The sequence below is a fragment of the Sphingomonas hankookensis genome (assembly GCF_028551275.1).
Taxonomy (GTDB): domain Bacteria; phylum Pseudomonadota; class Alphaproteobacteria; order Sphingomonadales; family Sphingomonadaceae; genus Sphingomonas; species Sphingomonas hankookensis_A.
On record NZ_CP117025.1, the window covers coordinates 2,254,144 to 2,277,657 of the forward strand.

Genomic DNA, 23,514 nt, shown 5'->3' on the forward strand with positions numbered 1-23,514 from the left:
GCGGATACGGTAAGGGCTGCCCAATTTTCAGGCACAATCCATGACCCTAGCTCCCATCCGTATCGGCGACGTCGTCATCGACACGCCGGTGATCCTCGCGCCGATGACCGGTGTCACCGACTTGCCGTTCCGCAAGATGGTGCGGCGGCACGGGTCGGGGCTGAATGTCACGGAGATGATCGCCAGCCAGGCGGCGATCCGCGAAACGCGCCAGTCGATTCAGAAGGCGATGTGGGACCCGGCCGAGGAACCGGTGTCGATGCAGCTGGTCGGTTGCACCCCGGTCGAGATGGGCGAGGCCGCCAAGCTCGCCGAGGACAAGGGTGCGGCGATCATCGACATCAACATGGGCTGCCCGGTCCGCAAGGTGACGAACGGCGATGCCGGTTCGGCGCTGATGCGCGACCTGCCGCTCGCCGCCGACCTGATCGCGGCGGTGGTAAAGGCGGTGAAGGTGCCGGTCACCGTCAAGATGCGGATGGGCTGGGATCATTCGAGCCTCAACGCCCCCGAACTGGCGCATATCGCCGAGGATCTGGGCGCGCAGATGGTCACCGTGCACGGCCGCACCCGCAATCAGATGTATCGCGACCATGCCGACTGGGCGTTCGTCCGCCGGGTGAAGGATGCGGTAAAGGTGCCGGTGATCGTCAATGGCGATATCTGCTCGGTCGACGACGCGCGCACCGCGCTCGACCAGTCGGGTGCCGATGGCGTGATGATCGGCCGCGGCGCCTATGGTCGTCCCTGGCTGCTGGCGCAGGTGATGGCGGCGCTGTTGGGCGGCCATGGCCCGGCCGATCCCTCGGTCGAGGAACAATATCGCCTGATCGTCGAACATTATCACATGATGCTGGACCATTATGGCGAGGAAACCGGCGTCAACATGATGCGCAAGCATATCGGTTGGTACACCAAGGGGCTGCACGGCTCGGCCGAGTTCCGCAACAAGGTGAACCAGCAGCCCGATTCGCGCACCGTGCTCGGCATGCTCGCCGATTTCTACGCGCCGTGGTGCACGCGCGCGGCGGCGTGATCGCAACCGGCGCCATGCCGTCCTTTACGGAGCTGTTTGCCGGACTTCCGGTGGCGGCGCTGGTGCTGGACGAGGCGGGGTGTATCGCCCATGCCAATGGCGCGGCGGAGCTGTTACTCAACCAGTCCGACCGGGCGATGCGTGGCCTGTCGCTCGAACAGATATTGTCGCTGCCGCCAGGCTATGCCGAACAGCGCGACGGGCGCGCCTTTGCCAGCTACGACTGCGAATTGCAGCTGCGGCGCGGGGGACGGCTTCGCGTCGATTTTCACGATACGCCCGCCGCGCACGGATCGGCATGGCGGGTCATCATGCTGTACGGCGTGCGCGACGGGCATAGCGGTTCGCAGGCTGCCGGCGCCCGCGCCGCGATCGGCGCCGCCGCGATGCTAGGCCATGAGATCAAGAACCCGCTGTCGGGCATTCGCGGCGCGGCGCAGCTGCTGTCGGGCGAGGTCGACGATCGCAGTGTCCTGACCGACCTCATCATCGCGGAGGTCGACCGCATCGCCGCGCTGATCGACCGGATGCAGGACTTTACCGACGATCGCCCGCGCGCGTTGCAGGCGCAGAACATCTACCCGGTCCTCGCCCATGCGGTACAGCTGGCCTCGGCCGGTTTTGCGCGCGGGATCGTGATCGAGGAACGCTTCGACCCCTCGCTTCCCCCGGTGCGGATCGACCGCGATGCGTTCGTGCAGGTTCTCGTCAATCTGCTCAAGAATGCGGCTGAGGCGCTGGACGAGATCGAACGCCCCCGGATCATTCTCGGCACCGCCTATCGCCACGGCATGTCGCACAGCATTGGCGGGGGACAGCGTCGAGCGGTGCCTATCGAGCTGACCATTACCGACAACGGTCCCGGCGCGCCCGCCGATATCGCCGGCCACCTCTTCGAACCCTTCGTTTCGGGGAAGCGCGAGGGGAGGGGCTTCGGCCTGCCGATGGTTGAAAAGCTGGTCGGGGAGATGAATGGCTTCGTCCGCTATGCCCGTGAAGGATATCCGCCGATGACCGTGTTCCGCATCCACCTGCCGCGCGCATGACCGACACGTCGCGCATCCTGCTGGTCGATGACGACGCGGCGATCCGGACCGTTGTCGCGCAGGCGCTTCGGCGGGAGGGGCATGCGGTGCAGACCGTGGGTACGCTGGGACAGCTCCGTGCGGAGCTGCGCGCCGGGTTGCCCGACGTGCTCGTCACCGATGTGGTCCTGCCCGATGGCGACGGGCTGGAAATGGCGGCAAAGCTGAATGCCGAATTTCCCGACCTGCCGATCATCGTCCTGTCGGCCCGCAACACGCTGACCACCGCCGTCCGAGCGACGGAGGCGGGGGCGTTCGACTATCTGCCCAAGCCGTTCGATCTCGACACGCTGGCGCTGGCGGTGCGCGGTGCGCTCGCCCGGCGATCGCGCGGCGCAGAGGAACAGCCGGTCGACGCGATCGATTCATCCTTGCCGCTGATCGGGCGCTCCCCGGCGATGCAGGACGTGTACCGCGTGATCGCGCGCGTCGTCGCGACGGACCTGACCGTGCTGGTCACCGGCGAATCGGGCACGGGCAAGGAACTGGTCGCGCGGGCGATCCACGACCTCGGCCGCCGCCGCCGCGCGCCGTTCATCGCGCTCAACATGGCGGCGATCCCGCGCGAATTGATCGAGGCCGAGCTGTTCGGCCATGAACGCGGTGCCTTTACCGGCGCGGCGCAACGCTCGGCGGGCAAGTTCGAACAGGCGGCGGGTGGGACGCTGTTCCTCGACGAGATCGGCGACATGCCGATGGAGGCGCAGACCCGGCTGCTGCGCGTCCTGCAATCGGGGGAGTTCACCAGCGTCGGCGGCGCGCGGGTCATCCGCGCCGATGTCCGCATCGTCGCGGCGACCAATAAAACGCTAGCGGCGCAGGTCCAGTCGGGTCAGTTTCGCGAAGATCTGTTCTACCGACTGAACGTCGTGCCGATCGCGCTTCCGCCGTTGCGCGAACGGCGGCAGGACGTGGCGTTGCTGGCGCGGCATTTCCTCGACCAGGCGGCACGCGATGGATTGCCGCGCAAGACGCTGACACCCGATGCGCAGGAATTGCTGGAGGCGCATGACTGGCCGGGCAATGTCCGCGAGCTCGAAAACCTGATGCGCCGCGTCGCGGTGCTGGGCCGTGATGCGGCGATCGAGGCAGGCGATTTGCGCGGCGCGCTGGGCGATACCGCCGGACGAACGACGGCGCAGCCCGATGCCGATCTGGGTGACGCCGTCCGCGCTTGGCTGCGCCGCGTCGCCCGCGAGGAGCCGGTGGCGATGGAGGATGGCACGCTCTACGACCGTCTGATCTCCGATGTCGAACGCCCGTTGATCGAAGCGATGCTCGATCGCCACGGTAACAACCAGTTGCGTGCCGCAAAGGCGATGGGTCTCAATCGCAACACGCTGCGCAAGCGGCTCGACGAGTTGGGGATCGACCCGGCGGTCCGCGCCTATCATGCGGAGAAGGAACGCTAATCGCTTTGCGATACGGCCGAGGTGCGATTTGACGTGCTTTGAGCCGGGAATGTTGTAAAACGGCAACTATGGTTGCAGCGTTAACGGAACCGAAGCGCGCCACATCGATCCCGGCGCAGTGGTTCCCGGCGATCGAGGTCGCCGTATTGGGGGCGGTGATCGCCGTCGGTGTCGGCAGCTATCTGCTGTTCGACGGATCGCAGAGCACGCGGGGCCAGTTGCCGACGCCGTCGCTGATGGCGCTGGTGCTGATCGCGAACCTGATCCCCGCCATGGCGCTGCTGGTGCTGGTCGGCCGGCGGATCGCGATGCGCCGCGCCGCCCGGTCGCAGATTGGCGGTACGGGGACGCTTCACGTCCGGCTTGTCGCGCTGTTCTCGATCCTCGCCAGCGTACCGATGCTGCTGGTCACCATCGTCGCGTCGTTCCTGTTCCAATATGGCGTCGAATTCTGGTCCTCGCCACGTGCGCGCGGCATTTTCGAGAATGCCCAGGTACTGGCGCAGTCGTCCTACAATGAATTTCTCGATGCGGTTGACGGTCAGAACGTCGCGGTCGCCTCCGACATTCGTCGCATGCTGCTGAATAATCGCTACTCGATCGACAGCGACGAATTCCGCCTGCTGTACCAGAACAGCATCGTGTTCCGCTCGCTGAGCGATTCGGTGGTATTCGAGATTCCGCCCGACGGCCGCCCGCGTTCGCTGGCGTCTGCCTCGATCTACGAAGGCCCGTTGCGCTGGAGCATCGATCCGAAGTCGATCGCTGCCCTGCGCGCCGGCAAGCCCAGCTATGTCAGCGTCCGCAACCGGCAGGTGCAGTCGGTAACGCGGGTGATGGACACGCCTTATTATGTCTATTCCGCACGCGACATCGACCTCGCGACTTATACCGAACGTCTCAGCCGCACCCGTGCGATCCTGTCCGATTACGACGCGCTACTTGCCCGCTCCCGCAGCGTCCAGCTCCGCCTGAACATCGCACTGTTCGTCGTCTCGCTCATCATCGTCGGCCTCGCCGTCTTCGTGGCGCTAGCCGTCGCCGACCGCCTCGTCCGCCCGGTCGGCGCGCTGGTCGGCGCCGCCCGCCGCGTGGCCGGGGGCGACCTGTCGGCGCGCGTGCCTGAGCCAAACGGCACACGACAGAAGGACGAGATCGGCACGCTGGCCAGCGCCTTCAACAGCATGACCGAACGGTTGCAGGAACAGACCGGCGAACTCGTCGCCGCCAACGCCCAGATCGACAGCCGCCGCGCCCTGATCGAGGCGGTCATGTCGGGCGTCAGCGCCGGCGTCGTCTCGGTCGGCCCCGACCGTACGATCAAGCTCGTCAACAGCTCGGCCACCGCGCTGCTCAAGACCGGCAACACCCCGCTGGTCGGCCGTCCGCTGGGCGATGTCGCCCCCGAACTCGACGCGCTGCTGGGCGGCGAGACGCAGGACGCGATCATCCAGCTGGCGTCGGGTGGCGAGGCCAAGACGCTCGCCGTCCGCATCACTCGCGACGATGGCCAACACATCCTGACCTTCGACGACATCACCCAGCAGCTGCTCGACCAGCGCCGCGCCGCCTGGTCCGACGTTGCCCGTCGCATCGCGCATGAGATCAAGAACCCGCTGACCCCGATTCAGCTCGCCGCCGAACGGCTCCAGCGCCGCTATGGCACCAAGCTGACCGAAGACGATGGCACCTTCGCCCGCCTGACCGAGACGATCGTCCGACAGGTCGGTGACCTGCGCCGCATGGTCGACGAATTCTCGTCCTTCGCGCGGATGCCGAAGCCCGTATTCCGCCACGAATCGATCGCCGAGCTCGCCCGGCAGAGCCTGTTCCTGCACGAGGTTGCGCATCCCGACATCGATTTCGCGCTCGAATCCGCCGGCGCCGCGCCGCTCGTCTGCGACCGTCGCCAGCTGGGACAGGCACTCACCAACATCGTCAAGAACGCGACCGAAGCCGTCGCCGCCCGTCCCGAAGGCGCCCCCCGCGGCCGGATCGAAATGGACGTCCGTTACGATGCGCAGGGGCGGATGCACATCGATACCAGCGACAACGGCATCGGCCTGCCGATCGAGCGCGATCGCATCGCCGAACCCTATATGACCACGCGCAAGGGCGGCACCGGCCTCGGCCTCGCCATCGTTCGCAAGATCGTCGAAGAACATTTCGGAACCATATCGTTCGCCGACCGTCCCGGTGGAGGGACGATCGTATCGATCATCTTCGATCCCGCGATCCTGGCCGCGCTGGCCGGGACCGGGACAGCGGAAGATGACGATTCACAGGAGGTTACAACGCGCCACCCCATGCTTACCCGGACCGGAACGCCCGCATGAAGCTCGACATTCTCGTCGTCGACGACGAAACCGACATCCGTGAACTCGTCGCCGGCGTTCTGGAGGACGAAGGCTATGAGACGCGCGGCGCGGCTGACAGCGATGCCGCACTCGAAGCGGTGGCCCAGCGGCGTCCATCGCTGGTGCTGCTCGACGTGTGGCTGCAGGGTTCGCGCCTCGACGGGCTTGAGTTGCTCGACGAGTTGAAGGCGCGCGATCCGTCGTTGCCGGTGCTGGTCATTTCCGGCCATGGCAATATCGATACCGCCGTCGCCGCGATCCGGCGCGGCGCCGTCGACTTCATCGAAAAGCCGTTCGAGGCAGAACGGCTGCTCTTCCTCGTCCAGCGTGCGACCGAAACCGAGCGCCTGCGGCAGGAGGTCGCGTCGCTGCGTGCCTCGGCCGGCCGCGAGGACGACCTGACCGGCAGCTCGACCGCGATCAACAGCGTCCGCGCAACGCTGAAGCGCGTCGCCGGCACCGGTAGCCGCGTGCTCATCACCGGCGGGGCAGGGGTCGGCAAGGAAGTCGCCGCCCGGCTGCTCCATGGATGGAGCCAGCGGGCACAGGCGCCATTCGTCATCGTCAGCGCGGCGCGCATGACGCCCGAACGTGTCGACGAAGAACTGTTCGGCGTAGAGGAGGGCGGCAATCTCGTCCGGCCCGGCCTGCTCGAACAGGCGCATGGCGGGACGCTGTTCCTCGACGAAATCGCCGACATGCCGATCGCGACCCAGGCGCGTATCCTGCGGGTGCTGACCGACCAGAGCTTTACCCGCGTCGGCGGCACGCGGGTCGTGAAGGTCGATGTCCGCGTCGTCTCGGCGACCGCGCGCGATCTTCAGCAGGAGATCATCGACGGCAATTTTCGCGAGGATCTCTATTACCGCCTCAACGTGGTGCCGGTGCAAATCCCCTCGCTGGCCGAACGGCGTGAGGATATCCCCCCGCTGGTCGAACATTTCGTCGCGCATTACGCCAACGAACGCCGGGTCCAGACGCCGGAGGTCGCGCCCGACGCAATGATCGCGCTGCAAAGCTATGAATGGCCGGGCAATGTCCGCCAGCTGCGCAACGTCGTCGAACGCACCGTCATTCTGGCACCGGGCAACCGTATCGCGCGGATCGATATCGATCTGTTGCCGCCCGAAGTGCTCGGCTCGGCAGGCGACGGGGCGGGGGGCGCCACCGCCAGTGCGATCATGGGATCGCCGCTGCGCGAGGCACGGGAGTCGTTCGAACGCGAATATCTGCGGGTTCAGATCCGCCGCTTTTCGGGCAATATTTCGCGCACCGCGACCTTCATCGGCATGGAACGCTCTGCGCTGCACCGCAAATTGAAGCTGCTCGGCATTACCGAAACGCGCGGCGACGAATAGCGCCGTTCGAACCATTGCGGCGGCGCGGGGTAGGGCCTAAATTACTGGCTCCGCGCCACAGGGGTGCGGCAACCGGGTGACGGTTAAAGACACTCAGCGGGAAATTCCCGCCAAGAACAAGGGCAAGTCATGGCCGAACGGCAAGGGTCGCTTCAGGACCTGTTTCTCAACTCGCTACGCCGGTCGAAGACGCCGGTCACGATGTTCCTCGTCAAGGGCGTGAAGCTCCAGGGGATCGTGACGTGGTTCGACAATTTTTCGGTGTTGCTGCGCCGCGACGGACAGTCGCAGCTGATTTACAAGCACGCCATCTCGACGATCATGCCCGCCGGCCCGACCGACCTGTCGTCGGTGATCGAGGCCGCGGCGGAGAATACGTCGAAGCACGCACCGCTGCAGGAAATCTTCCTCAACGCCGTGCGCAAGGCGCAGGAAAACGTCACCATGTTCCTGGTCAACGGCGTGATGTTGCAGGGCCAGATCGCGGCGTTCGACCTGTTCTGCATGCTGCTCCAGCGCGAAGGCATGTCGCAGCTGGTGTATAAGCATGCCGTATCGACCATTCAGCCGGCCAATCCGCTGAACCTTGCCGAGGAACAGGCATCGGGAGCGGACGAGGCTTGAGCACCGGTTTCGACCGCGACGCACAGGAGTTCACCCGCGGCGCTTCGGCGATCGTCGTCCTGCCCGACATGGGCGGGTCGGCGCGCGATGCCGATGCCCGGTTGGAGGAAACCGCCGGCCTAGCCCTCGCTATCGGGGTCGACGTCCGACACCGCGTGCCCTTCCGCGTCCGCGCCCCCAAGCCCGGCACGCTGATCGGCAGCGGACAGGTCGATCAACTGGCGCAGATGGTACGCGACGAGGATCTGCAACTCGCGGTCTTCGACGCGGCGCTGACGCCGGTGCAACAGCGCAACCTCGAAACCGCGCTGGGTTGCAAGGTCATCGATCGGACCGGGCTGATCCTCGAAATCTTCGGCGAACGCGCGCGCACGGCCGAGGGGCGGTTGCAGGTCGAACTCGCCCACCTCGACTATCAGGCCGGTCGCCTGGTCCGTAGCTGGACCCACCTTGAGCGGCAACGCGGCGGTTTCGGTTTTCTCGGCGGTCCCGGTGAAACCCAGATCGAGGCGGATCGCCGCCTGATCCGCGACCGGATGGCGCGGCTGCGGCGCGAACTGGATGCGGTTTCGCGCACCCGGACGCTGCACCGGGACCGGCGGCAGCGTGCCCCGTGGCCGGTCGTCGCGCTGGTCGGCTACACCAATGCCGGCAAATCGACATTGTTCAACCGCCTGACCGGGGCGGACGTGATGGCGGAAAACCTGCTCTTCGCAACGCTCGACCCGACGCTGCGGCAGGTTTCGCTGCCTGGCATCGACAAGGCGATCCTGTCGGACACGGTGGGTTTCGTTTCCGACCTGCCGACTCAGCTCGTTGCGGCGTTCAAGGCCACGCTCGAAGAGGTGGTGTCGGCCGACCTGCTGATTCACGTCCGCGACGTTGCGCATCCCGACACGGCGGCGCAAGCGTCGGATGTGGAGGCGGTGCTGCGCGAGATCGGGGTCGACGACACGACCCCGCGGATCGAGGCGTGGAACAAGCTCGACCTGTTGAGCGAGGACGACCGCACCGAGATGCTGGGGGAGGCGGCGCATCGCGAGGATATCGTCGCCTTGTCCGCGCTGACCGGGGAGGGCGTGGATCGCCTGATCCGCACCGTCGGCGACCGGCTGACCGAAGGGCATCGCCGTTACCGCATCGCGCTGGCACCCGAAGACGGTGCCAGTGCCGCATGGCTCCATGCCCATGGTGAAGTGACCGATCATTGGGTCGACGACGACCGTGCATTCTACGATGTGCGAATGGCGCCGGCCGATTATGATCGGTTTCTCACCCGATAGGGCCGCGCTCCATATTCTGGTTCCCGGGGACTTATCCCCCGGGGAAACGTTTCTTCTCCATCGGCGACAAAGGTTACGCTGGATGGGGAAGGGGCCTCTAAACGCCCGGATTCATCCGACGAAAAGGGCAGGAGTCCGCCAGAGTCCGAAAAACGCCCTTCAGGACTCGACAGGCGCGTGCCCGATGCTAGCTATCGGGCGCCGCATCAGCGACTCTACGGCCGAATTTCCTGAAATCGCTGGAAATTTCGTCAGGGAAGGGGGCTGATCTTCGCCCGGACCCACGCTTCTTCCAATTCCGCCAGCGTTCGGTCGCCGAAGTTTGCATCCTCGGCTTCCATCGCCGCGAACCGTCGTTCGAACTTCGCGTTGGCAGCACGCAACGCCGCTTCCGGATCGATACCCAGATGCCGCGCCCAGTTGACGACGGAGAACAGCAGGTCGCCGACCTCCTCCATCCGGTCGGCATCACTCGCCGCCTCCACCTCCGCCAGTTCCTCGTCGATCTTGGCTCGCGGCCCCGCCGCATCGGGCCAATCGAACCCGACCCGCGCCGCCCGCTTCTGCAACTTTTCCGCTCGCGCCAATGCCGGCAGGCCCAGCGCGACGCCGGCCAACGCGCCGCCCTGTCCGGTCTTCTCCCGACGCTCCGCCGCCTTGACCTGCTCCCACAGATGGTGACCGCCAACTTCGGCGTCCCCGAAGATATGCGGGTGCCGCCGCTCCATCTTGTCGCTGATCGCATCGACCACGTCGCCGAGATCGAACAGCCCGGCTTCTTCCGCGATCCGGCTGTGGAACACCACTTGCAGCAACAGGTCGCCCAGTTCGTCCTTCAGATCGGTCATGTCGCCGCGCGCGATGGCGTCGGCCACCTCATAAGCCTCCTCGATGGTGTACGGCGCGATGGTTTCGAACGTCTGGACCCGATCCCATTCGCATCCGCGCTCCGGATCACGCAGCCGCGCCATGATTCCGACGATGCGACCAACGATATCCCGCGGCGGAGCGACCAAGTCGCCACCATCCCCCGCGGCCGCCGGATCGGTCTGTCCAACCTCTGTGCAAACTTCCGCAACAGCATGTTGCCCGGCGGTGGTTGTTGCAAGGGCGGCACGATCGATATCCGCCCGCGTGCTAACGTCGGAACCGAAATGCCGGCCGGTAGCTCCGGTGGCACCATCGTCGCCACCACCACCGGACGCCGGACCGGCGCTATGACGGATATCCCGGTCAGAAATACCGTCCGTCGCACGCGCGTCACGCGTCATGTGAATGCCATCGTGCCCGGTTTCGACACCCATCTATCATATTCCGATAATAAACATTATGTAAAATCATATCGGTTTCTCGGCTTCGAGGACCAACGTTCCGCGTACCACTCGCCAACTTCCGAGCCGCGACAGGAAATTCATACCTACCACGTCCAGTTCACCGAAGGTCGGCGAAATCACCACTGGCAAGTCCCGCGTTTCGAGCGAGCCGATCCGCACCGTCTCGATCCGCCCGCGTGCTGCCTGGATCGTCCCGTTCGCCGTCGACAGTATCACCGGCGGCACCCGTCGCGGCGTCACACCGATCGCCCGCGCGGTCGCTTCGGAGATCGCCGTGGACGTCGCACCACTGTCGATCAGCATCCGGCGCTCGACTCCATTGAGCTGCGCCACCGCCCAGAAATGGCCATCGACCGACTGTCGGATACGCACGGTATCGCCCTCGACGCTTTGCTCGGCAACACCTAGCTGTTCTCCCATCGTTCCCGCCAATTCAGTAATGCGCTCGCGATTGCTGAACGCGACGTACAGGATCGCCACGATCACCGCCCAGCCGAACAGCGACCGAACGACCACGCCAGCCGAGGGCCGTCGTGCCAGCAGCGACGATAACGGCAGGATCAGCATCATCAGGCCGAGCACGACGTAGATCGCCCGATTGTCGGTCACGGGACCAATTCCATCCCGTCATAGCCGGGCTCGACACCGTCCGGCAGGCTGTCACGCAGCGTCGCATAGTCCATCGAATGATCCATGTGGATCAGGACGGTCCGACCTGCCCTGCAGTTCCGCGCGAATTTAATGGCTTGGTCAAGCGAAGGATGCGTCGGGTGCGGCGCGACGCGAAGGGCGTCGACGACCAGAATGTCGACATCGCGGTAGAGTTCGAGCATTTCCGGCGTCACGTTGCTGAAATCGGTAGCATAGCCGATCGAAGCCCGATCGCTGTCGAACCGCAATCCGGCGGATTCGATCGATCCGTGCGGCTGATCGGTACACCGAACCGTAATCGAGCCGATGGTCAGTTCGTCGGGCAGCAAGGCGCCGGCGACCGTAGCGCGATACCCTGCCCGACCCGCGAACACATAATCGAACCGCGATGTCAGGCTCGCCAATGTGGCTGCGCGCGCATAGCCCGCCACAGGCGCACGGGCGTTGTGGAACAGCTGTCGCAGGTCGTCGATGCCGTGGCAATGATCGGCGTGGTCGTGCGTCCACAGCACGGCGTCGACGGTCGCGACATTGGCGGCAAGCAGTTGTTCACGCATGTCGGGGCCGGTATCGATCAGGATGCGCGACCCGGCATGTTCGACCAACGCCGACACGCGCGTCCGACGATTGCGCGGTTCGGCGGGGTCGCAGGCCCCCCAGTCGTTTCCGATCCGCGGCACGCCGGACGACGTGCCCGAGCCGAGGATACGGATCTTCATGCCAGCGTCTTGGCAAAGAGACGGTGAAAATTCCCGCGGGTCGCGTCAGCCAGATGCTCCGGTTCCTCGCCACGCAATTGCGCCAGGAAGCGGCAGGTGTCGGCGACGAACGCCGGCTCGCCGGGCTTCCCGCGATGCGGCACCGGCGCCAGGAACGGCGCATCGGTTTCGATCAGCAGTCTTTCGAGCGGCAGGTCACGGGCGACCGCCTGCAAGCTCAGCGCGCTCTTGAACGTCACGATGCCGGAAATCGAGATGTAAAAGCCGAGGTCGAGCGCGATGCGGGCGAGTTCGGCCGAACCGGTGAAACAGTGGAGGACGCCGGGAAAGGCCCCCTTCCCCAGCTCGTCCCGCAGGATCGCGGCGGTATCTGCCTCGGCGTCGCGCGTGTGGACGACGATTGGTATCCTGGTTTCGCGGCAGGCGGCCAGATGGGCGCGGAAGCTGCGTTGCTGGGCGGCGCGGTCGCTATGGTCGTAATAATAGTCGAGGCCGCTTTCGCCGATGCCGACGACGCGGGGATGCGCAGCGGCGGCGATCAGGCGGTCGGTATCGACGTGCGGGTGCTCGTCGGCCTCATGCGGATGGATGCCGATCGTCGCCCAGACATCGGGTTCGCGCTCGGCGGTGCCGATCACCGCATCCCACTCGCTTTCGCGCGTCGAGATGTTGAGCATCGCCACGACGCCGGCAGCGCGCGCCCGTGCCAGCACCTCCTCCGAGGCATCGGCGACACCCTTGTAGTTCAGATGGCAGTGGCTGTCGGCCAGCTTCATGCGGGTTCGACCTCGGCAAGCGCCAGTCGCGGGAAGATCGGCGTCGGCGGCGCGATGCGGAACCCGGCGCCCTGCTGTTCGCCATACCAGCCATGATCGCCAAGCGCCTCATGCCCCCTGCCCGACTGCCCCAACTGCGCCAACAGGGCGGCAGCCGAGGCCGGAACCACCGGTTCGATGGCGATGGCGAGATCGCGGATCGCGCGGACCAGCGTGCCGAGAACGGCATGCATCCGCTCCGGATCGGTCTTGCGCAGCGCCCACGGCGCCTGCACGTCGATATACTGGTTGCAGGCGAAGACACCGCGCATCCACGCCTCCAGCGCCTGCCCCAGCGCCAGTTCGGCAAAGGCGGAGCGGTAGCCGTCGATCGCCTCACCCACGGCCGTCAACAGCGCGGCATCGGCGGGATCACCCCGCCCCTCGTCCGGCAGCGCGCCTTCCAAATTCTTGGCGATGAACGACAGGGTGCGCTGGGCAAGGTTGCCGAAACTGTTGGCGAGATCGCTGTTGGCGCGCGCGACGATCGCCTCGTCCGAGAAGGTGCCGTCCTGCCCGAAGCTGATGTCGCGCAGCAGGAAATAACGCAGCGCATCGACGCCATAGAGTTCGGCGAGCTTGATCGGGTCGACCACATTGCCAGTCGACTTCGACATCTTTTCGCCCCGGTTCAGCAGGAAGCCATGGCCGAACACCTTATGCGGCAAGGGCAGCTTCGCCGACATCAGGAAGGCGGGCCAATAGACCGCGTGGAAGCGGACGATGTCCTTGCCGATCAGGTGCAGCGCCGCCGGCCAGTAATGGTTCGGCGCATCGGGATAACCCGCCCCGGTCAGATAATTGGTCAGCGCGTCGACCCAGACATACATGACATGGCCGGGACTGTCGGGGATCGGCACGCCCCAGTCGAAGCTGGTGCGCGATACCGACAGATCGGTCAGTCCGCCTTCGACGAAGCGCAGCACTTCGTTACGACGGCTTTCCGGCTGGATGAAGTCCGGGTTGGCCGCGTAGAAATCGAGCAACGGCTGCTGATAATTCGACAGGCGGAAGAACCACGTCTCCTCGGCGGTCCATTCGACCGGCGTACCCTGCGGCGACAGGCGTACCCCGCCCTCCCCGTCGGTCAGTTCCTTTTCCTCGTAAAAGGCTTCGTCGCGGACCGAATACCAGCCCTCATACCGGTCGAGGTAGAGGTCGCCGGCATCGCGCATCGCGGTCCAGATCGCCTGCGAAGCGGCATAATGCTGCGGCTCGACGGTACGGATGAACCGATCGCACGAAATGTTCAGAATGCCCACCATGTCACGAAAATACCCGGACATTTCGTCCGCGAGATCGCGAACCTCGACGCCGCGGTCGCGTGCGGTCTTGACCATTTTCAGACCGTGTTCGTCGGTCCCGGTCTGAAAGAAGACGTCGCGTCCGGCCTGCCGCTGGAAGCGGGCGATCGCGTCGGCGGCGATCATTTCATAGGCATGGCCGATATGCGGCCGGCCGTTCGGGTAATGGATCGCGGTGGTGATGTAGAATGGATCGGACATGGTCCGAGCCTCTAGGCGATCCCGCGCCCCGGCGCCAGTCGTGCGACGAGGCCCGCCATTTCGAAGACGGTCGTTTCCGCCACCAGTGACAGCGCAGGTGCCATCGCCGCCAGTGACCGCGCCTTGTCATAGGCGTCCAGCGCATCGCGCAGCCCCGGTCCGGTTCGGGTACGGGCAGTCGCGGCGATCAGCGCCGGAGCCCGGTCGAGAAAGACCGAATAACGCGGCTGCGCGGTCTTGCCGGCGAGCGACTTGGCAAGGCGCGAGCGGATGCGGTTGTCGGTATCGCCGGTCGCGGCGATTTCCGACAGGTCGCGGTCGAGCGCCGCCACCGACAGCCCGGCATAGGCCAGCGCGCGGCCCGGCGATCCGTCGGCCGCTGCGACCAGTGCCGCGACCTCCGCCGCTTCGATCTCCGGAATGTGCGTGCGGACGACTGCCGCCACCTGATCGTCGGTCAGCGGGTCGAACCGCAACTGGCGACAGCGCGAGCGGATCGTCGGGAGCAATCGACCGGGCGAATGGCTGACCAACAGGAAGATCGTGCCGACCGGCGGCTCCTCCAGATTCTTGAGCAGCGCGTTGGCGCCGGGGCGCTCCAGGTCGTCGATCGCGTCGATCACGATCACCCGCCGCGACGACAGCGCCGGCTTGGTCGCGAACATCGGTTGCAGGGTGCGAACCTCATCGATCTTGATGCTGCGGGCAATGTCCTGATCGGGCTTGTCCGGGTCCTTGGGAAGGCGGACAAGCTCGCGATAATCGGGATGGGCGCCGGCCGCCATCAACTGCGCGACCCGGTGATCCTCGGCAATCTCTCCGCGCATCCGGCTGCGACCGTCGAGCGCCGTCGCGAGCAGCCGCAGCGCCATTTCGCGCGCGAACATGCCCTTGCCGACCCCTTCGGGACCGGTCAGGAGCCACGCGTGATGGAGGGCGGTGCCGTCCGCCGCTGCGGCAAAGGCGTCGCGCGCGGCATCATTGCCGATCAGCCTCACGGCAACAGGTCGGCTATCGCGTCGATCAGGCGCTGCGTGACCTGCTCGACCCGCCCCGACGCGTCGATCCGGCGGACCCGATCGGCCTCGTCGCGCGCGATACGGTCGAAGGTCGCCGCGACCGAGCGGTGAAACCCATCGTCGCGCGCGGCGAACCGATCGGCCGCGCCGCCGTCACGCGCCTGCGCCCGCCGATCCCCCTCACCATCGGGAAGCGTCAGCAGCAGCGTCCGGTCGGGCAGCAAGCCGCGCGATCCGAAGCCGTGCAGCGCGAGGATGGCGGCGTCGTCGATCCCCTGTGCCCCCTGATAGGCGCGCGTGCTGTCGATGAAGCGGTCGCAGATGACCCAGCTGCCCGCATCCACCATCGGCCGGATGCGCTTTTCGACATGGTCGGCGCGCGCGGCGGCGAACAGCAGCGCTTCGGCATGCGCGCTCCACCGCCGGACATCGCCCTGCATCAGCAGGTCGCGGATCGCCTCCGCGCCCTCGCTGCCGCCCGGCTCGCGCGTCAGCACCACATGGATGCCGCGCGTCTCCAGTGCCGCCGCAAGGGCGCGGGCCTGGGTCGATTTGCCGACCCCTTCCCCGCCCTCCAGCGTCAGGAACCGGCCCGCACTCAAGCGAACAGCGAGGTCAGGCTTGCCCAGACGCGACCGAAGAAGCCGGCTTCGGCCACGTCCTTTTCGGCGACCAGCGGCATGCGCTGTTCCCCGGTGTCGGGCGATGCGATGACCAGATCGGCGATATGCTGCCCCTTGGCGATCGGTGCCTTGATCGGACCGGTATAGACCACCTTCGCTGTGATCGGGCTGTTGGTTCCGGCCGGCATGGTCACGGTCAGCGCACGCGGCGCAACCAGGCCGACAGTCGCGGAGTCGCCCAGCTGAACCTCAGCCGTTTCGACGCGCTTGCCGGCGGCGACGATCGGACGTGCACGCCAGGCCCCGAAGCCCCAGTTCATGAACTTTACCGATTCCGCGATCCGCTGGTTCGAGCTGGTCAGCCCGGCCAGCACCATCACCAGACGGCGACCGTCCTGTTCCGCCGATCCGGTGAAGCCATAGCCGGCTTCCTCGGTATGGCCGGTCTTCAGCCCGTCGGCGCCCCGGACGCGGCCGAGCAGCGGGTCGCGGTTCGCCTGGGTAATCGCGGCGCCTTCGCCCAGCGTCTTGCCCCAGGTGAAATCGGTCTTGGAGTAGAATTTCTTGTACAGCTGCGGATGGTTCTGGATCGTCGCGGTGGCGAGCTTCGCCAGATCGCGCGCGGTCACATAGGTGCGCCCTTCGTCCGGCCAGCCATTCGACGTACCGAAATGGCTGTTGCTCAGGCCCAGTTCCTTGGCCCGCTGGTTCATCAGGTTGGTGAACGCCTCTTCCGAACCGGCGATCTTTTCGGCCAGCACCACGCAGGCATCGTTCCCCGACAGCACGATGATGCCGTAGAGCAGGTTTTCGACGCTGACATTCTCGTTCACCGACAGGAACATGGTCGAACCGGCCTGCGGCCCGTGCCACTTCTTCCACGTTTCCGGCGAGACGGTCGCCATGTCGTTCAGCTTCAGCTCGCCCTTCTTGATCAGGTCGAACGCGACATAGGCGGTCATCATCTTCGCCATCGACGCGGGCGGCATTCGCCGGTCGGCATCCTTGGCATAGAGCGTCGCGCCAGACGACAGGTCGGTCATGAACGCGACCGGTGCCGGCGTTTCGAACGGCGGCGCGGCGGCGATGCCGGGGGTGGCAATGGCGATGGCGGCGATGCTCGAAAGGGCGATCTTACGCATGGGGCACGTGGTTCCGTTCAGTCCTGGGCGATGATCCGGCCGTCGCCGAAGCCGCGACGGGCGATCGACGCACGGGCGGTTTCGGCAGCGGCTCGGGTGGCGAATGGGCCTGCCTGCACCCGGTACAGCCTGCCCGTCGAACGCACAACGCCATCGACCGATTTTGCGAGCGCGGCGGCGCGGGTAGCGTCGGAAAGTGTCGCGACCTGCACGAACCACCGTCCGCGGGCCGCAGCGGGTGGCGTCTTTGCGGGCGCGGGTTGGGTTGCCGGTCGGGGCGTGGGCTTGACCGGGGCGACGGCTGGCGGTGCCGGTTGCGGCGCGGCGGCGGCGACCATCGGCGGCGGCTGCGGCAGTCGCTTACGCAAGGCGGTGAGCAATGCCGTCGGGGCATCGAGCCGACGAACGACCGTGCCGCCCCGGACTGCCGCCTGTTCGGCCGGTGAGGGTATCGCCGGGCGAATGCGGACGGTGCGCGGCCCTTCGGTGCCAAGGTCGAGCGCGCGCGCGGTCGCTGCCGACAGGCTACCGATCGTACCGCCGGCCGGTACGGCTTCCGGTTCGACCAAGGCGATGATCGTCCGTCCGCTGGCGAGATCGGTGACTTCGGCAAAGCTGCCCGGCGGCAATCCGCGATGCGCCACGGTCAGTTTCGCATCGGCAGGACCGGTCGCGATCGCTACCGCCCCGACATCATCCAGTCGCTGCTCATGCACGACTGGCGGGGGCGTATCCGCACCGCTCTGCGTCCACCCGGCGATCAGCAGTGCCGCAGCGCCGAAGCTCATCGTGCGACCGCGTCGGCCAGCAACCCGACCGACAGCGCATAGTAGTTCGAGCAGTTGTAATCGAGGATGACCCGGTAATTGCCGGTCAGCAGATACGCCGTTTCGCCCGGGCCGTCAGGCTCGATCAGCGTCGCCTGGATCGTCGGGTCGAGCTGCCGTCCGTCGTTTGGCACCACGCCGAGCGTCCGCCACTCGGCAAGGCTCCGCCACTGGCTATGCCGTTCGAACACGCGCGGACAGCGTGGCGACAGCGATCGCGGCGTCAGGATCGACCGTTCGAAGCCGGCCGGGACGCTGACGGCAAAGCCCCAGGGCTGGCCCGGGCGCCAGCCGGCATCGACGAAATAATTGGCGATCGAGGCGAGCGTGTCGGCCGGGTTCGACCAGATATTCGGCACCCCGTCGCCATCCCCGTCCCGCGCAAGGCGCAGGTAGATCGACGGCAGGAACTGCGGATAGCCGAACGCGCCGGCCCAGCTGCCCTTCAACCGGTCGCGCGGCACGCCGCGGTCGATCATCTTCAGCGTCGCGATGAACTCCGGTTCGAACAGCGCGCGGCGGCGGCCCTCATAGGCAAGCGTCGCGAGACTGCGTGGCAGGTCGAAGTCGCCGGTATAGCTGCCATAATTGGTTTCATGGCCCCAGATCGCGACCATGATCTCCTCGGGAACGCCGGTCTGGCGTTCGATCGACGCCAGCCGCGGTCGCTGCGCGGCATAGGCGGTACGCCCACGATTGATCCGGGCGGCATCGACATGGCGCATGCGATAGGGGGCGAAACGCGATACGGTGGTCGTGTTCGACGATCCTGGCTGCTGCCGATCGAGCTCGACGACCCGCGGGTTGTAGGTCAGCGTCGGCAGGACCGCGTCGATGGTCGATTGCTGCACGCCCTGCGCCCGCGCACGGACGGCGACCTCGCGCAGATAGGCCTGGAACCCCTCCGCGTCCTGGGCCGACGCCGATGTCCCGGCCATCAGGCTGAGAACGAACGCCATCCCCGCTTTTGCCAAACGCATACACCGGCCTCCCGCTACCACCCGGTATTGGCACAGGGCCCCACGCCGATGGAACCCCCCGCGCGACAAAGGCTTGCACAAAGCGGCCTACCCGCTCTAGTCGCGACATCGCCGAAGGAAGAGTGTCCGAGTGGTTTAAGGAACCGGTCTTGAAAACCGGCGAGGGTGCAAGCTCTCCGTGGGTTCGAATCCCACCTCTTCCGCCAACGCGTCGTGCCAGCAGGGCGGGTGCGGTTCCATTTTGAAGTTACCCCAATGGCTTACGCTCAACGCAAGCGTCTATAGACGCTCGATGGCTTGGTAGAACGCTCGAAGGCGAATGCCGGCTTCTCTCTTTTCGAAAGCCAACCTACGGGACAATCCCAAAGGACTGGGTCGACCCATATTTAGACATTCGCGGCTAGTTCCTTGCCGCCTAACTTCGGTCATTCATTCAAGTGCGCGAGACGTGCTTCCCTAAGCGGGTTCGGGCGGATCGGCCGATCTCGCTGCCTACTGAAGACGGGCGATGCTGATCGTGAGGTCTAGCCGATCCGCACGTCAGGCGCCGCCTGTTCATCTGGCTACACCTGTCGCATGCCGCCATCGACACAAAGTTCGGCACCTGTAATAAAGCTGGCTTCGTCGCTGAGTAGGAAGACGGCAGCGGCGGCAATCTCGTCGGCGCGCGCCATGCGGCCGAGCGGAATCGGCGCGATGAGCATCTGCCGCATCTCCTCGGGTGCCGCAGCCATCATGTCCGTATCGGTTGGTCCCGGTGCGACGACATTGACGCGGATGCATCGCGGCGCCTGCCCGGCCGCCTAGCTGCGCGCGTAGGAGCGCAGTGCCGCCTTGGTCGCTCCGTAAGTACTGAACGGCGTCACGCCCATCGCGTCGGCGATCGAGCCGACCAGCACCACCGATGCTCCGTCGCTGAGCACGGGCAGCGCCGCCTGAATCCCAAACAGCGCGCCGCGCACGTTGATGGCGAAGTGCCGGTCGAAATGCTCGCCAGTTTCCTCGACGATTGTTGCCGGCTCCGACAATCCGGCGTTAAGCACCATCGCGTCAATGCGACCATGCAGACGCTTGGCCTCCGCCACGACTTGCTCAAGATCGCCGTGGCACGCCGCGTCGGCTTCTACGCCGTGCGCCGATGGACCGATACTCTCAGCCGCGGCGGCAACCTCGTGCGACCGACGTCCGGTCGCGAGACCAATTCCGCTCGCCCCACCGACTACTAGCGCGACCTTGCCTGCCATTCTTGCCATCTTCAGCCCTTTCATTCGAGATGGCGAACCAGACATACGAAGCATATCTGCTATCAAGAACGCGCTCGGAGTAGCATAGATATGGCGAGCGATGCCGACCTGCAGGCCCTGTCGTGCACGGTGATGATAGACGCGCCTCTTATCCGCCCGGTGCTGGACGAGATCGCAGACGAGTGGACGATCATGATCCTGACGGTGCATGGCGGTACACGCCGAAACTCGCCATTCACCGGCCATTCGACATGCTTCAATCATAGCCGGTCAGCGAACGCCCAGGACCGTGCGCTGGGCCATTGGCATTCGGGTAACGGGAAGATCGCACAACACTCGACGAAGGCATCACTGACGGTCGGAAGCCCGTTCAACCGCGTTTCCGACCGCGATTACTGCAACCGGTTGATGGTGACGGGATCGGCTCGAACGCCTTCGAACCACCCGGCCGCCAATGCCACTGTACCGGCAGCGACTATCATCCGGTCCCGGTCCCTTTAGCCCGAGTTCAGTATCCTACTTCCTGACCGGAACGGCTGCGAGATCGTGGTCGATCTTAGCCAGCAACGCGTCGGTAAACTGGTCGGGCAGATAGGTCTGCAACCCGTACAGCGTCGTGCCGCGCGCCATGTCGAGTTGCGGGTTCTTCAGGAACGCCGGAACATGCCGCTCCAGCACCGCGCGCGTGGCCGGATTGTCGAGGAGCTCGCCGATGGGCGTGGTCAGCGTGGTGTAGCGCCCCGAAGCCTTCGCCGCCGCCAGCGCCTGCGACACGCGGTCGATCTCGGCGCCCCACGGGTCTCGCGCTACCACGACCTTGCCGGAGGCCGCGAAGTCGGCAAGCGTGTCGTTGGCACGGGTGTAGCGTGGCCACAGCGCCATCGCGCCGCCGTTCGGATCCCCGCGCTTTACGAAGTTGGCCAGGTACGTGCTCATCGCCGCGCCGACGGCTTCGTCCTTCGCTGTCGTCTGCGCGCCATATTTGATGCGAACATTGTCGAAGAAATAGGGGATGTCTGTCGCGTGCTGGGCGCCGCCCTGCCCGATGGAATCGGCGACGTAGGAGAAGCGATACTGCCAGACCGGCACGCCCCTGTCGGCGATCATCGCCGATGCCTCGCGCCCGCCCGCGATCATGAACCCGCTCTTGCCGCCGATATCGGCGCTGGTCGCGCCGATCATCATCGGCATCCGGGCAAAGCGGTCCTGTTCATAGGCCTTGCGGACATCGACCACGACCCTGCCATCGACGAACGGTCCCGAATTGGTCGGCGGTGCGCCGGGGCGGCCGGACATCTGCGCCATGTTGAGCCCGTCGAGCACGTCCTCCGCCGACAGCGCGCGCAGGCGTTGCAGCGCGTCGGGGGCGGCGGGATCGATCCCCTTGCTCCGGGCGAAGTTGCCGCCAATCGTCTCGACATCCGCCAACGTATTGCCGGTGAACGCCTTCGCATCGCCGCCAGACATCACGACCGCCTTGTTGAACAGGCCCTTCGCTTCGGGCGAAGTGACCAGCGCATGGACCGAGATGCCGCCGGCACTCTCGCCCGAGATCGTCACGTCCGCCGGATCGCCGCCGAACGCCGCAATGTTGCGCTTGACCCATTGCAGCGCCGCGACCTGATCCATGATCCCGTAATTGCCCAACCGGCCGCCATCGGCATTCTGCGCGGTCAGTTGCGGAAGGGCAAAGGTGCCAAAGCGGCCAAGGCGGTAGTTGAAGCTGACGAACACGACGCCCTTCGTGGCCATGTTCGCACCGGCATAGGTCGGTGGCGACGCCCCGCCGTTCACGAAGCCACCGCCATAGATCCAAACCAGCACCGGCAACTTGCCCCTGGCTCCCGTCGGCCGCCAGACATTGGCGTACAGGCAGTCCTCTGCCGGAGTGGTGCCGAGCGGAGCGGCGTCGCTCGGGAAGGGCTTCTGCATACAGTCCGGACTATATCGGGTGGCGTCGCGGACACCGGTCCACTTCGCTGCCGGCTGCGGTGCGCGCCAGCGTAGCGGGCCGACCGGCGGCGCGGCAAAGGGAATACCTTTCCAGCTTTCGACGCCCTCAGCGGCCTGTCCGCGGACGGTACCGTCGTCGGTACGGATCGTCGGACCGGCAGACTGGGCTGCGGCAGGACTGGCGGCCAGTGCGGTGGCGAGGATAAGGGCTGTGGTAACACGGTTCATGGGTGTGATCCCTTGCGGAAGCGGGGCCCGGAAGCGGAGCGGAGCCAGGCGCCGTTCAACGTAGCGGTAGATTGGATCAGATTGGAAGTGGTCGTCGCTTGTAGCTGGAGGCCAACGGGCAGCGTTGCCCGCAAACCTGTTCTCACCTGCTTATTCGACTATCCAGAAGCCAACGCTCTTTCGTCATCGCACCACCAATGATGTTGCGGGACGTCCGCTCCCACTGCTCGCCGCACTTGATCAGCTAGTCCAGTACGCTCCTGATCCCCTATTACCAAAATTGACCTCGATCGGAGCCCGACGTTTTTGGGGAGGCCAAAAGTCGGCGCCTCCTAACCTTCGAAAACCTCGCCCGGCGCTTCGGCAAAGCCGGAAAGATGTTCGGCCAGGACACGCGCCAGCGACCCCGGTCGCACCGAAGGCGAGATGCATATCTCCATCTGCCGGGTGGCCCAGGGGTCGGACAGCGGAACGACGTCGAGCGCCATCGACCGGGCAAAGGCGCGCGCCGCCTTTTCCGGCAGGACGCCCAAGCCGAACCCCGATTCCACCATGCGGCATACGCCGTCGAAACTCTGCACCTGCACGCGCAGGCGCAGCGCGCGGTCGGCCTTTGCCGCCTCGGCGAGCATCGTCCGGGTGAGCGCGGTCGATCCGACCAGACCTACAAAGTCGCGGTCCTGAACTTCGGCGAACTCGATCGTCTGCCGATCCGAGTACATCCCCCTTGGACTCAAGAGCGCCAAAGTATCCTGGCGATACCCCATGGTCGCGAGCCCGCGCCTGGCGGTGCCACCGATGATGATGCCGAGGTCGGCACGATTGGCCGCCACCGCCTCGACGATTGCGGCGCTCATATTTTCCTCCAGGTCGATGCGGACGTCGGGCCGCGTCGCGGCGAAGGATGCGAGGTCGGCGGGCAGGAACTGGATGATCGCCGAGGGATTGGTGTGCAGCCGCACCACCCCGCGCATGCCCCCGGCGAAATCGGCCATTTCATCGTCGATCGCCCGCGCCTGTTCCAACAGGGTGCGCGCGGTGACGAGGAGGGCGCTGCCCGCCGGGGTCAGCGTCAGGCCCGATCGGCTGCGATCGAACAGCCGCACGCCGAACTGCGCCTCCAGCAGGGCGATGCGCCGCGACGCGGCCGCGATCGCCAGATTGCCTTGTCGTGCCGCCTCGCCCAGCTTGCCGCTTTCCGCGGCACGAACGAACAGCCGTAGCGAGACCAGATCCTGCAGCATGGCCGCCTCCATCGTTCGCGAACGGCGAAATCAACGTTGTTCATACGGCGATATACTAGGCTGACGAAAGCGATA

At 65.9% G+C, this 23,514-nt stretch carries 19 protein-coding genes, 1 tRNA gene and 2 pseudogenes; 9 read left to right on the forward strand and 13 right to left on the reverse strand.

The genetic code is table 11. The annotated features are described in order from the left end of the window. Positions 1-40: 40 nt before the first annotated feature. From dusB to hflX, 7 genes and pseudogenes are all read left to right on the forward strand, one after another. Positions 41-1,036: a tRNA dihydrouridine synthase DusB gene (dusB, locus tag PPZ50_RS10705; RefSeq protein ID WP_066687907.1), complete on the forward strand. Its 996-nt coding sequence runs from the start codon at positions 41-43 to the stop codon at positions 1,034-1,036. Positions 1,037-1,050: 14 nt separating this feature from the next. Then, the gene (locus tag PPZ50_RS10710; protein ID WP_066688129.1) at positions 1,051-2,082 is read left to right on the forward strand and encodes a two-component system sensor histidine kinase NtrB; all 1,032 of its coding nucleotides are present in this window, start codon (positions 1,051-1,053) and stop codon (positions 2,080-2,082) included. Next, positions 2,079-3,533, forward strand: coding sequence for a nitrogen regulation protein NR(I) (gene ntrC / locus PPZ50_RS10715; RefSeq protein WP_066687909.1), 1,455 nt, complete (start codon positions 2,079-2,081; stop codon positions 3,531-3,533). Before PPZ50_RS10710 ends, ntrC begins: the two co-directional genes overlap by 4 nt. A 68-nt stretch (positions 3,534-3,601) precedes the next feature. Beyond that, positions 3,602-5,869, forward strand: a complete 2,268-nt coding sequence (locus tag PPZ50_RS10720) for a sensor histidine kinase (RefSeq protein ID WP_066687911.1) — start codon at positions 3,602-3,604, stop codon at positions 5,867-5,869. Then, entirely contained in the window at positions 5,866-7,248 is a 1,383-nt protein-coding gene (gene ntrX, locus PPZ50_RS10725) for a nitrogen assimilation response regulator NtrX (protein ID WP_066687913.1), read from the forward strand. The genes PPZ50_RS10720 and ntrX overlap by 4 nt, the downstream gene beginning before the upstream one ends. Positions 7,249-7,365: 117 nt before the next feature. Continuing rightward, positions 7,366-7,872, forward strand: a pseudogene (hfq, locus tag PPZ50_RS10730) (RNA chaperone Hfq); the annotation flags it as partial. Next, positions 7,869-9,155: a GTPase HflX gene (hflX, locus tag PPZ50_RS10735; protein ID WP_066687916.1), complete on the forward strand. Its 1,287-nt coding sequence runs from the start codon at positions 7,869-7,871 to the stop codon at positions 9,153-9,155. The pseudogene hfq and the gene hflX, both read left to right, overlap by 4 nt. A gap of 251 nt (positions 9,156-9,406) precedes the next feature. Here the strand turns inward: hflX and mazG are convergent, their stop codons facing one another. The 10 genes from mazG to PPZ50_RS10785 form a co-directional block, all read right to left on the reverse strand. Then, positions 9,407-10,126, reverse strand: a complete 720-nt coding sequence (mazG, locus tag PPZ50_RS10740; protein WP_066687919.1) for a nucleoside triphosphate pyrophosphohydrolase — start codon at positions 10,124-10,126, stop codon at positions 9,407-9,409. A gap of 366 nt (positions 10,127-10,492) precedes the next feature. Further along, positions 10,493-11,098 carry a retropepsin-like aspartic protease family protein gene (locus PPZ50_RS10745; protein WP_232307841.1) on the reverse strand — a complete coding sequence of 202 codons (606 nt, stop codon included), beginning with the start codon at positions 11,096-11,098 and terminating at the stop codon, positions 10,493-10,495. Next, positions 11,095-11,859: an MBL fold metallo-hydrolase gene (locus tag PPZ50_RS10750; RefSeq protein ID WP_066687921.1), complete on the reverse strand. Its 765-nt coding sequence runs from the start codon at positions 11,857-11,859 to the stop codon at positions 11,095-11,097. The genes PPZ50_RS10745 and PPZ50_RS10750 overlap by 4 nt, the downstream gene beginning before the upstream one ends. Next, the gene (locus PPZ50_RS10755) at positions 11,856-12,635 is read right to left on the reverse strand and encodes a TatD family hydrolase (protein WP_066687923.1); all 780 of its coding nucleotides are present in this window, start codon (positions 12,633-12,635) and stop codon (positions 11,856-11,858) included. The genes PPZ50_RS10750 and PPZ50_RS10755 overlap by 4 nt, the downstream gene beginning before the upstream one ends. Beyond that, positions 12,632-14,179: a methionine--tRNA ligase gene (gene metG, locus PPZ50_RS10760; RefSeq protein ID WP_066687926.1), complete on the reverse strand. Its 1,548-nt coding sequence runs from the start codon at positions 14,177-14,179 to the stop codon at positions 12,632-12,634. Before metG ends, PPZ50_RS10755 begins: the two co-directional genes overlap by 4 nt. An 11-nt stretch (positions 14,180-14,190) precedes the next feature. After that, positions 14,191-15,177 (reverse strand): AAA family ATPase, encoded by a 987-nt coding sequence (locus PPZ50_RS10765; RefSeq protein WP_066687929.1) that lies wholly within the window; start codon positions 15,175-15,177, stop codon positions 14,191-14,193. Next, the gene (gene tmk / locus PPZ50_RS10770) at positions 15,174-15,800 is read right to left on the reverse strand and encodes a dTMP kinase (protein WP_066687932.1); all 627 of its coding nucleotides are present in this window, start codon (positions 15,798-15,800) and stop codon (positions 15,174-15,176) included. Before tmk ends, PPZ50_RS10765 begins: the two co-directional genes overlap by 4 nt. Then, the gene (locus PPZ50_RS10775) at positions 15,797-16,963 is read right to left on the reverse strand and encodes a D-alanyl-D-alanine carboxypeptidase family protein (RefSeq protein ID WP_066687935.1); all 1,167 of its coding nucleotides are present in this window, start codon (positions 16,961-16,963) and stop codon (positions 15,797-15,799) included. Before PPZ50_RS10775 ends, tmk begins: the two co-directional genes overlap by 4 nt. Before the next feature lie 17 nt (positions 16,964-16,980). Continuing rightward, positions 16,981-17,751 (reverse strand): SPOR domain-containing protein, encoded by a 771-nt coding sequence (locus PPZ50_RS10780; protein WP_066687937.1) that lies wholly within the window; start codon positions 17,749-17,751, stop codon positions 16,981-16,983. Then, a complete protein-coding gene (locus tag PPZ50_RS10785) occupies positions 17,748-18,770 on the reverse strand; it encodes a lytic murein transglycosylase (RefSeq protein WP_066687939.1) in 1,023 nt (340 codons plus the stop codon). The genes PPZ50_RS10780 and PPZ50_RS10785 overlap by 4 nt, the downstream gene beginning before the upstream one ends. 116 nt (positions 18,771-18,886) lie before the next feature. Between PPZ50_RS10785 and PPZ50_RS10790 the strand changes: the two genes are divergently transcribed. Further along, positions 18,887-18,976 (forward strand) — tRNA-Ser (locus tag PPZ50_RS10790). A gap of 357 nt (positions 18,977-19,333) precedes the next feature. Here PPZ50_RS10790 and PPZ50_RS10795 read toward each other — a convergent pair. Then, positions 19,334-20,224, reverse strand: a pseudogene (locus tag PPZ50_RS10795) (SDR family NAD(P)-dependent oxidoreductase). Between PPZ50_RS10795 and PPZ50_RS10800 the strand changes: the two are divergent. Next, entirely contained in the window at positions 20,105-20,515 is a 411-nt protein-coding gene (locus tag PPZ50_RS10800; protein WP_157092665.1) for a hypothetical protein, read from the forward strand. The pseudogene PPZ50_RS10795 and the gene PPZ50_RS10800 sit on opposite strands and share 120 nt — an antisense overlap. A gap of 15 nt (positions 20,516-20,530) precedes the next feature. Here the strand turns inward: PPZ50_RS10800 and PPZ50_RS10805 are convergent, their stop codons facing one another. Together PPZ50_RS10805 and PPZ50_RS10810 are read right to left on the reverse strand one after the other, a co-directional pair. Further along, positions 20,531-22,195, reverse strand: a complete 1,665-nt coding sequence (locus tag PPZ50_RS10805) for a carboxylesterase/lipase family protein (RefSeq protein WP_066687940.1) — start codon at positions 22,193-22,195, stop codon at positions 20,531-20,533. A gap of 332 nt (positions 22,196-22,527) precedes the next feature. Beyond that, the gene (locus PPZ50_RS10810; protein ID WP_164523818.1) at positions 22,528-23,439 is read right to left on the reverse strand and encodes a LysR substrate-binding domain-containing protein; all 912 of its coding nucleotides are present in this window, start codon (positions 23,437-23,439) and stop codon (positions 22,528-22,530) included. Positions 23,440-23,514: the final 75 nt, after the last annotated feature.

Bases quoted from the DNA above. Each gene is read 5' to 3' on its own strand.
- PPZ50_RS10710 (WP_066688129.1), top strand. From the start codon at position 1,051: ATGCCGTCCTTTACGGAGCTGTTTGCCGGACTTCCGGTGGCGGCGCTG.
- ntrC (WP_066687909.1), top strand. From the start codon at position 2,079: ATGACCGACACGTCGCGCATCCTGCTGGTCGATGACGACGCGGCGATC.
- PPZ50_RS10805 (WP_066687940.1), bottom strand. From the start codon at position 22,195: ATGAACCGTGTTACCACAGCCCTTATCCTCGCCACCGCACTGGCCGCC.
- dusB (WP_066687907.1), top strand. From the start codon at position 41: ATGACCCTAGCTCCCATCCGTATCGGCGACGTCGTCATCGACACGCCG.
- PPZ50_RS10785 (WP_066687939.1), bottom strand. From the start codon at position 18,770: ATGCGTTTGGCAAAAGCGGGGATGGCGTTCGTTCTCAGCCTGATGGCC.
- PPZ50_RS10810 (WP_164523818.1), bottom strand. From the start codon at position 23,439: ATGCTGCAGGATCTGGTCTCGCTACGGCTGTTCGTTCGTGCCGCGGAA.
- PPZ50_RS10750 (WP_066687921.1), bottom strand. From the start codon at position 11,859: ATGAAGATCCGTATCCTCGGCTCGGGCACGTCGTCCGGCGTGCCGCGG.
- mazG (WP_066687919.1), bottom strand. From the start codon at position 10,126: ATGGCGCGGCTGCGTGATCCGGAGCGCGGATGCGAATGGGATCGGGTC.
- metG (WP_066687926.1), bottom strand. From the start codon at position 14,179: ATGTCCGATCCATTCTACATCACCACCGCGATCCATTACCCGAACGGC.
- PPZ50_RS10780 (WP_066687937.1), bottom strand. From the start codon at position 17,751: ATGAGCTTCGGCGCTGCGGCACTGCTGATCGCCGGGTGGACGCAGAGC.
- PPZ50_RS10775 (WP_066687935.1), bottom strand. From the start codon at position 16,963: ATGCGTAAGATCGCCCTTTCGAGCATCGCCGCCATCGCCATTGCCACC.
- ntrX (WP_066687913.1), top strand. From the start codon at position 5,866: ATGAAGCTCGACATTCTCGTCGTCGACGACGAAACCGACATCCGTGAA.
- PPZ50_RS10800 (WP_157092665.1), top strand. From the start codon at position 20,105: ATGGCGAGCGATGCCGACCTGCAGGCCCTGTCGTGCACGGTGATGATA.
- PPZ50_RS10720 (WP_066687911.1), top strand. From the start codon at position 3,602: ATGGTTGCAGCGTTAACGGAACCGAAGCGCGCCACATCGATCCCGGCG.
- PPZ50_RS10755 (WP_066687923.1), bottom strand. From the start codon at position 12,635: ATGAAGCTGGCCGACAGCCACTGCCATCTGAACTACAAGGGTGTCGCC.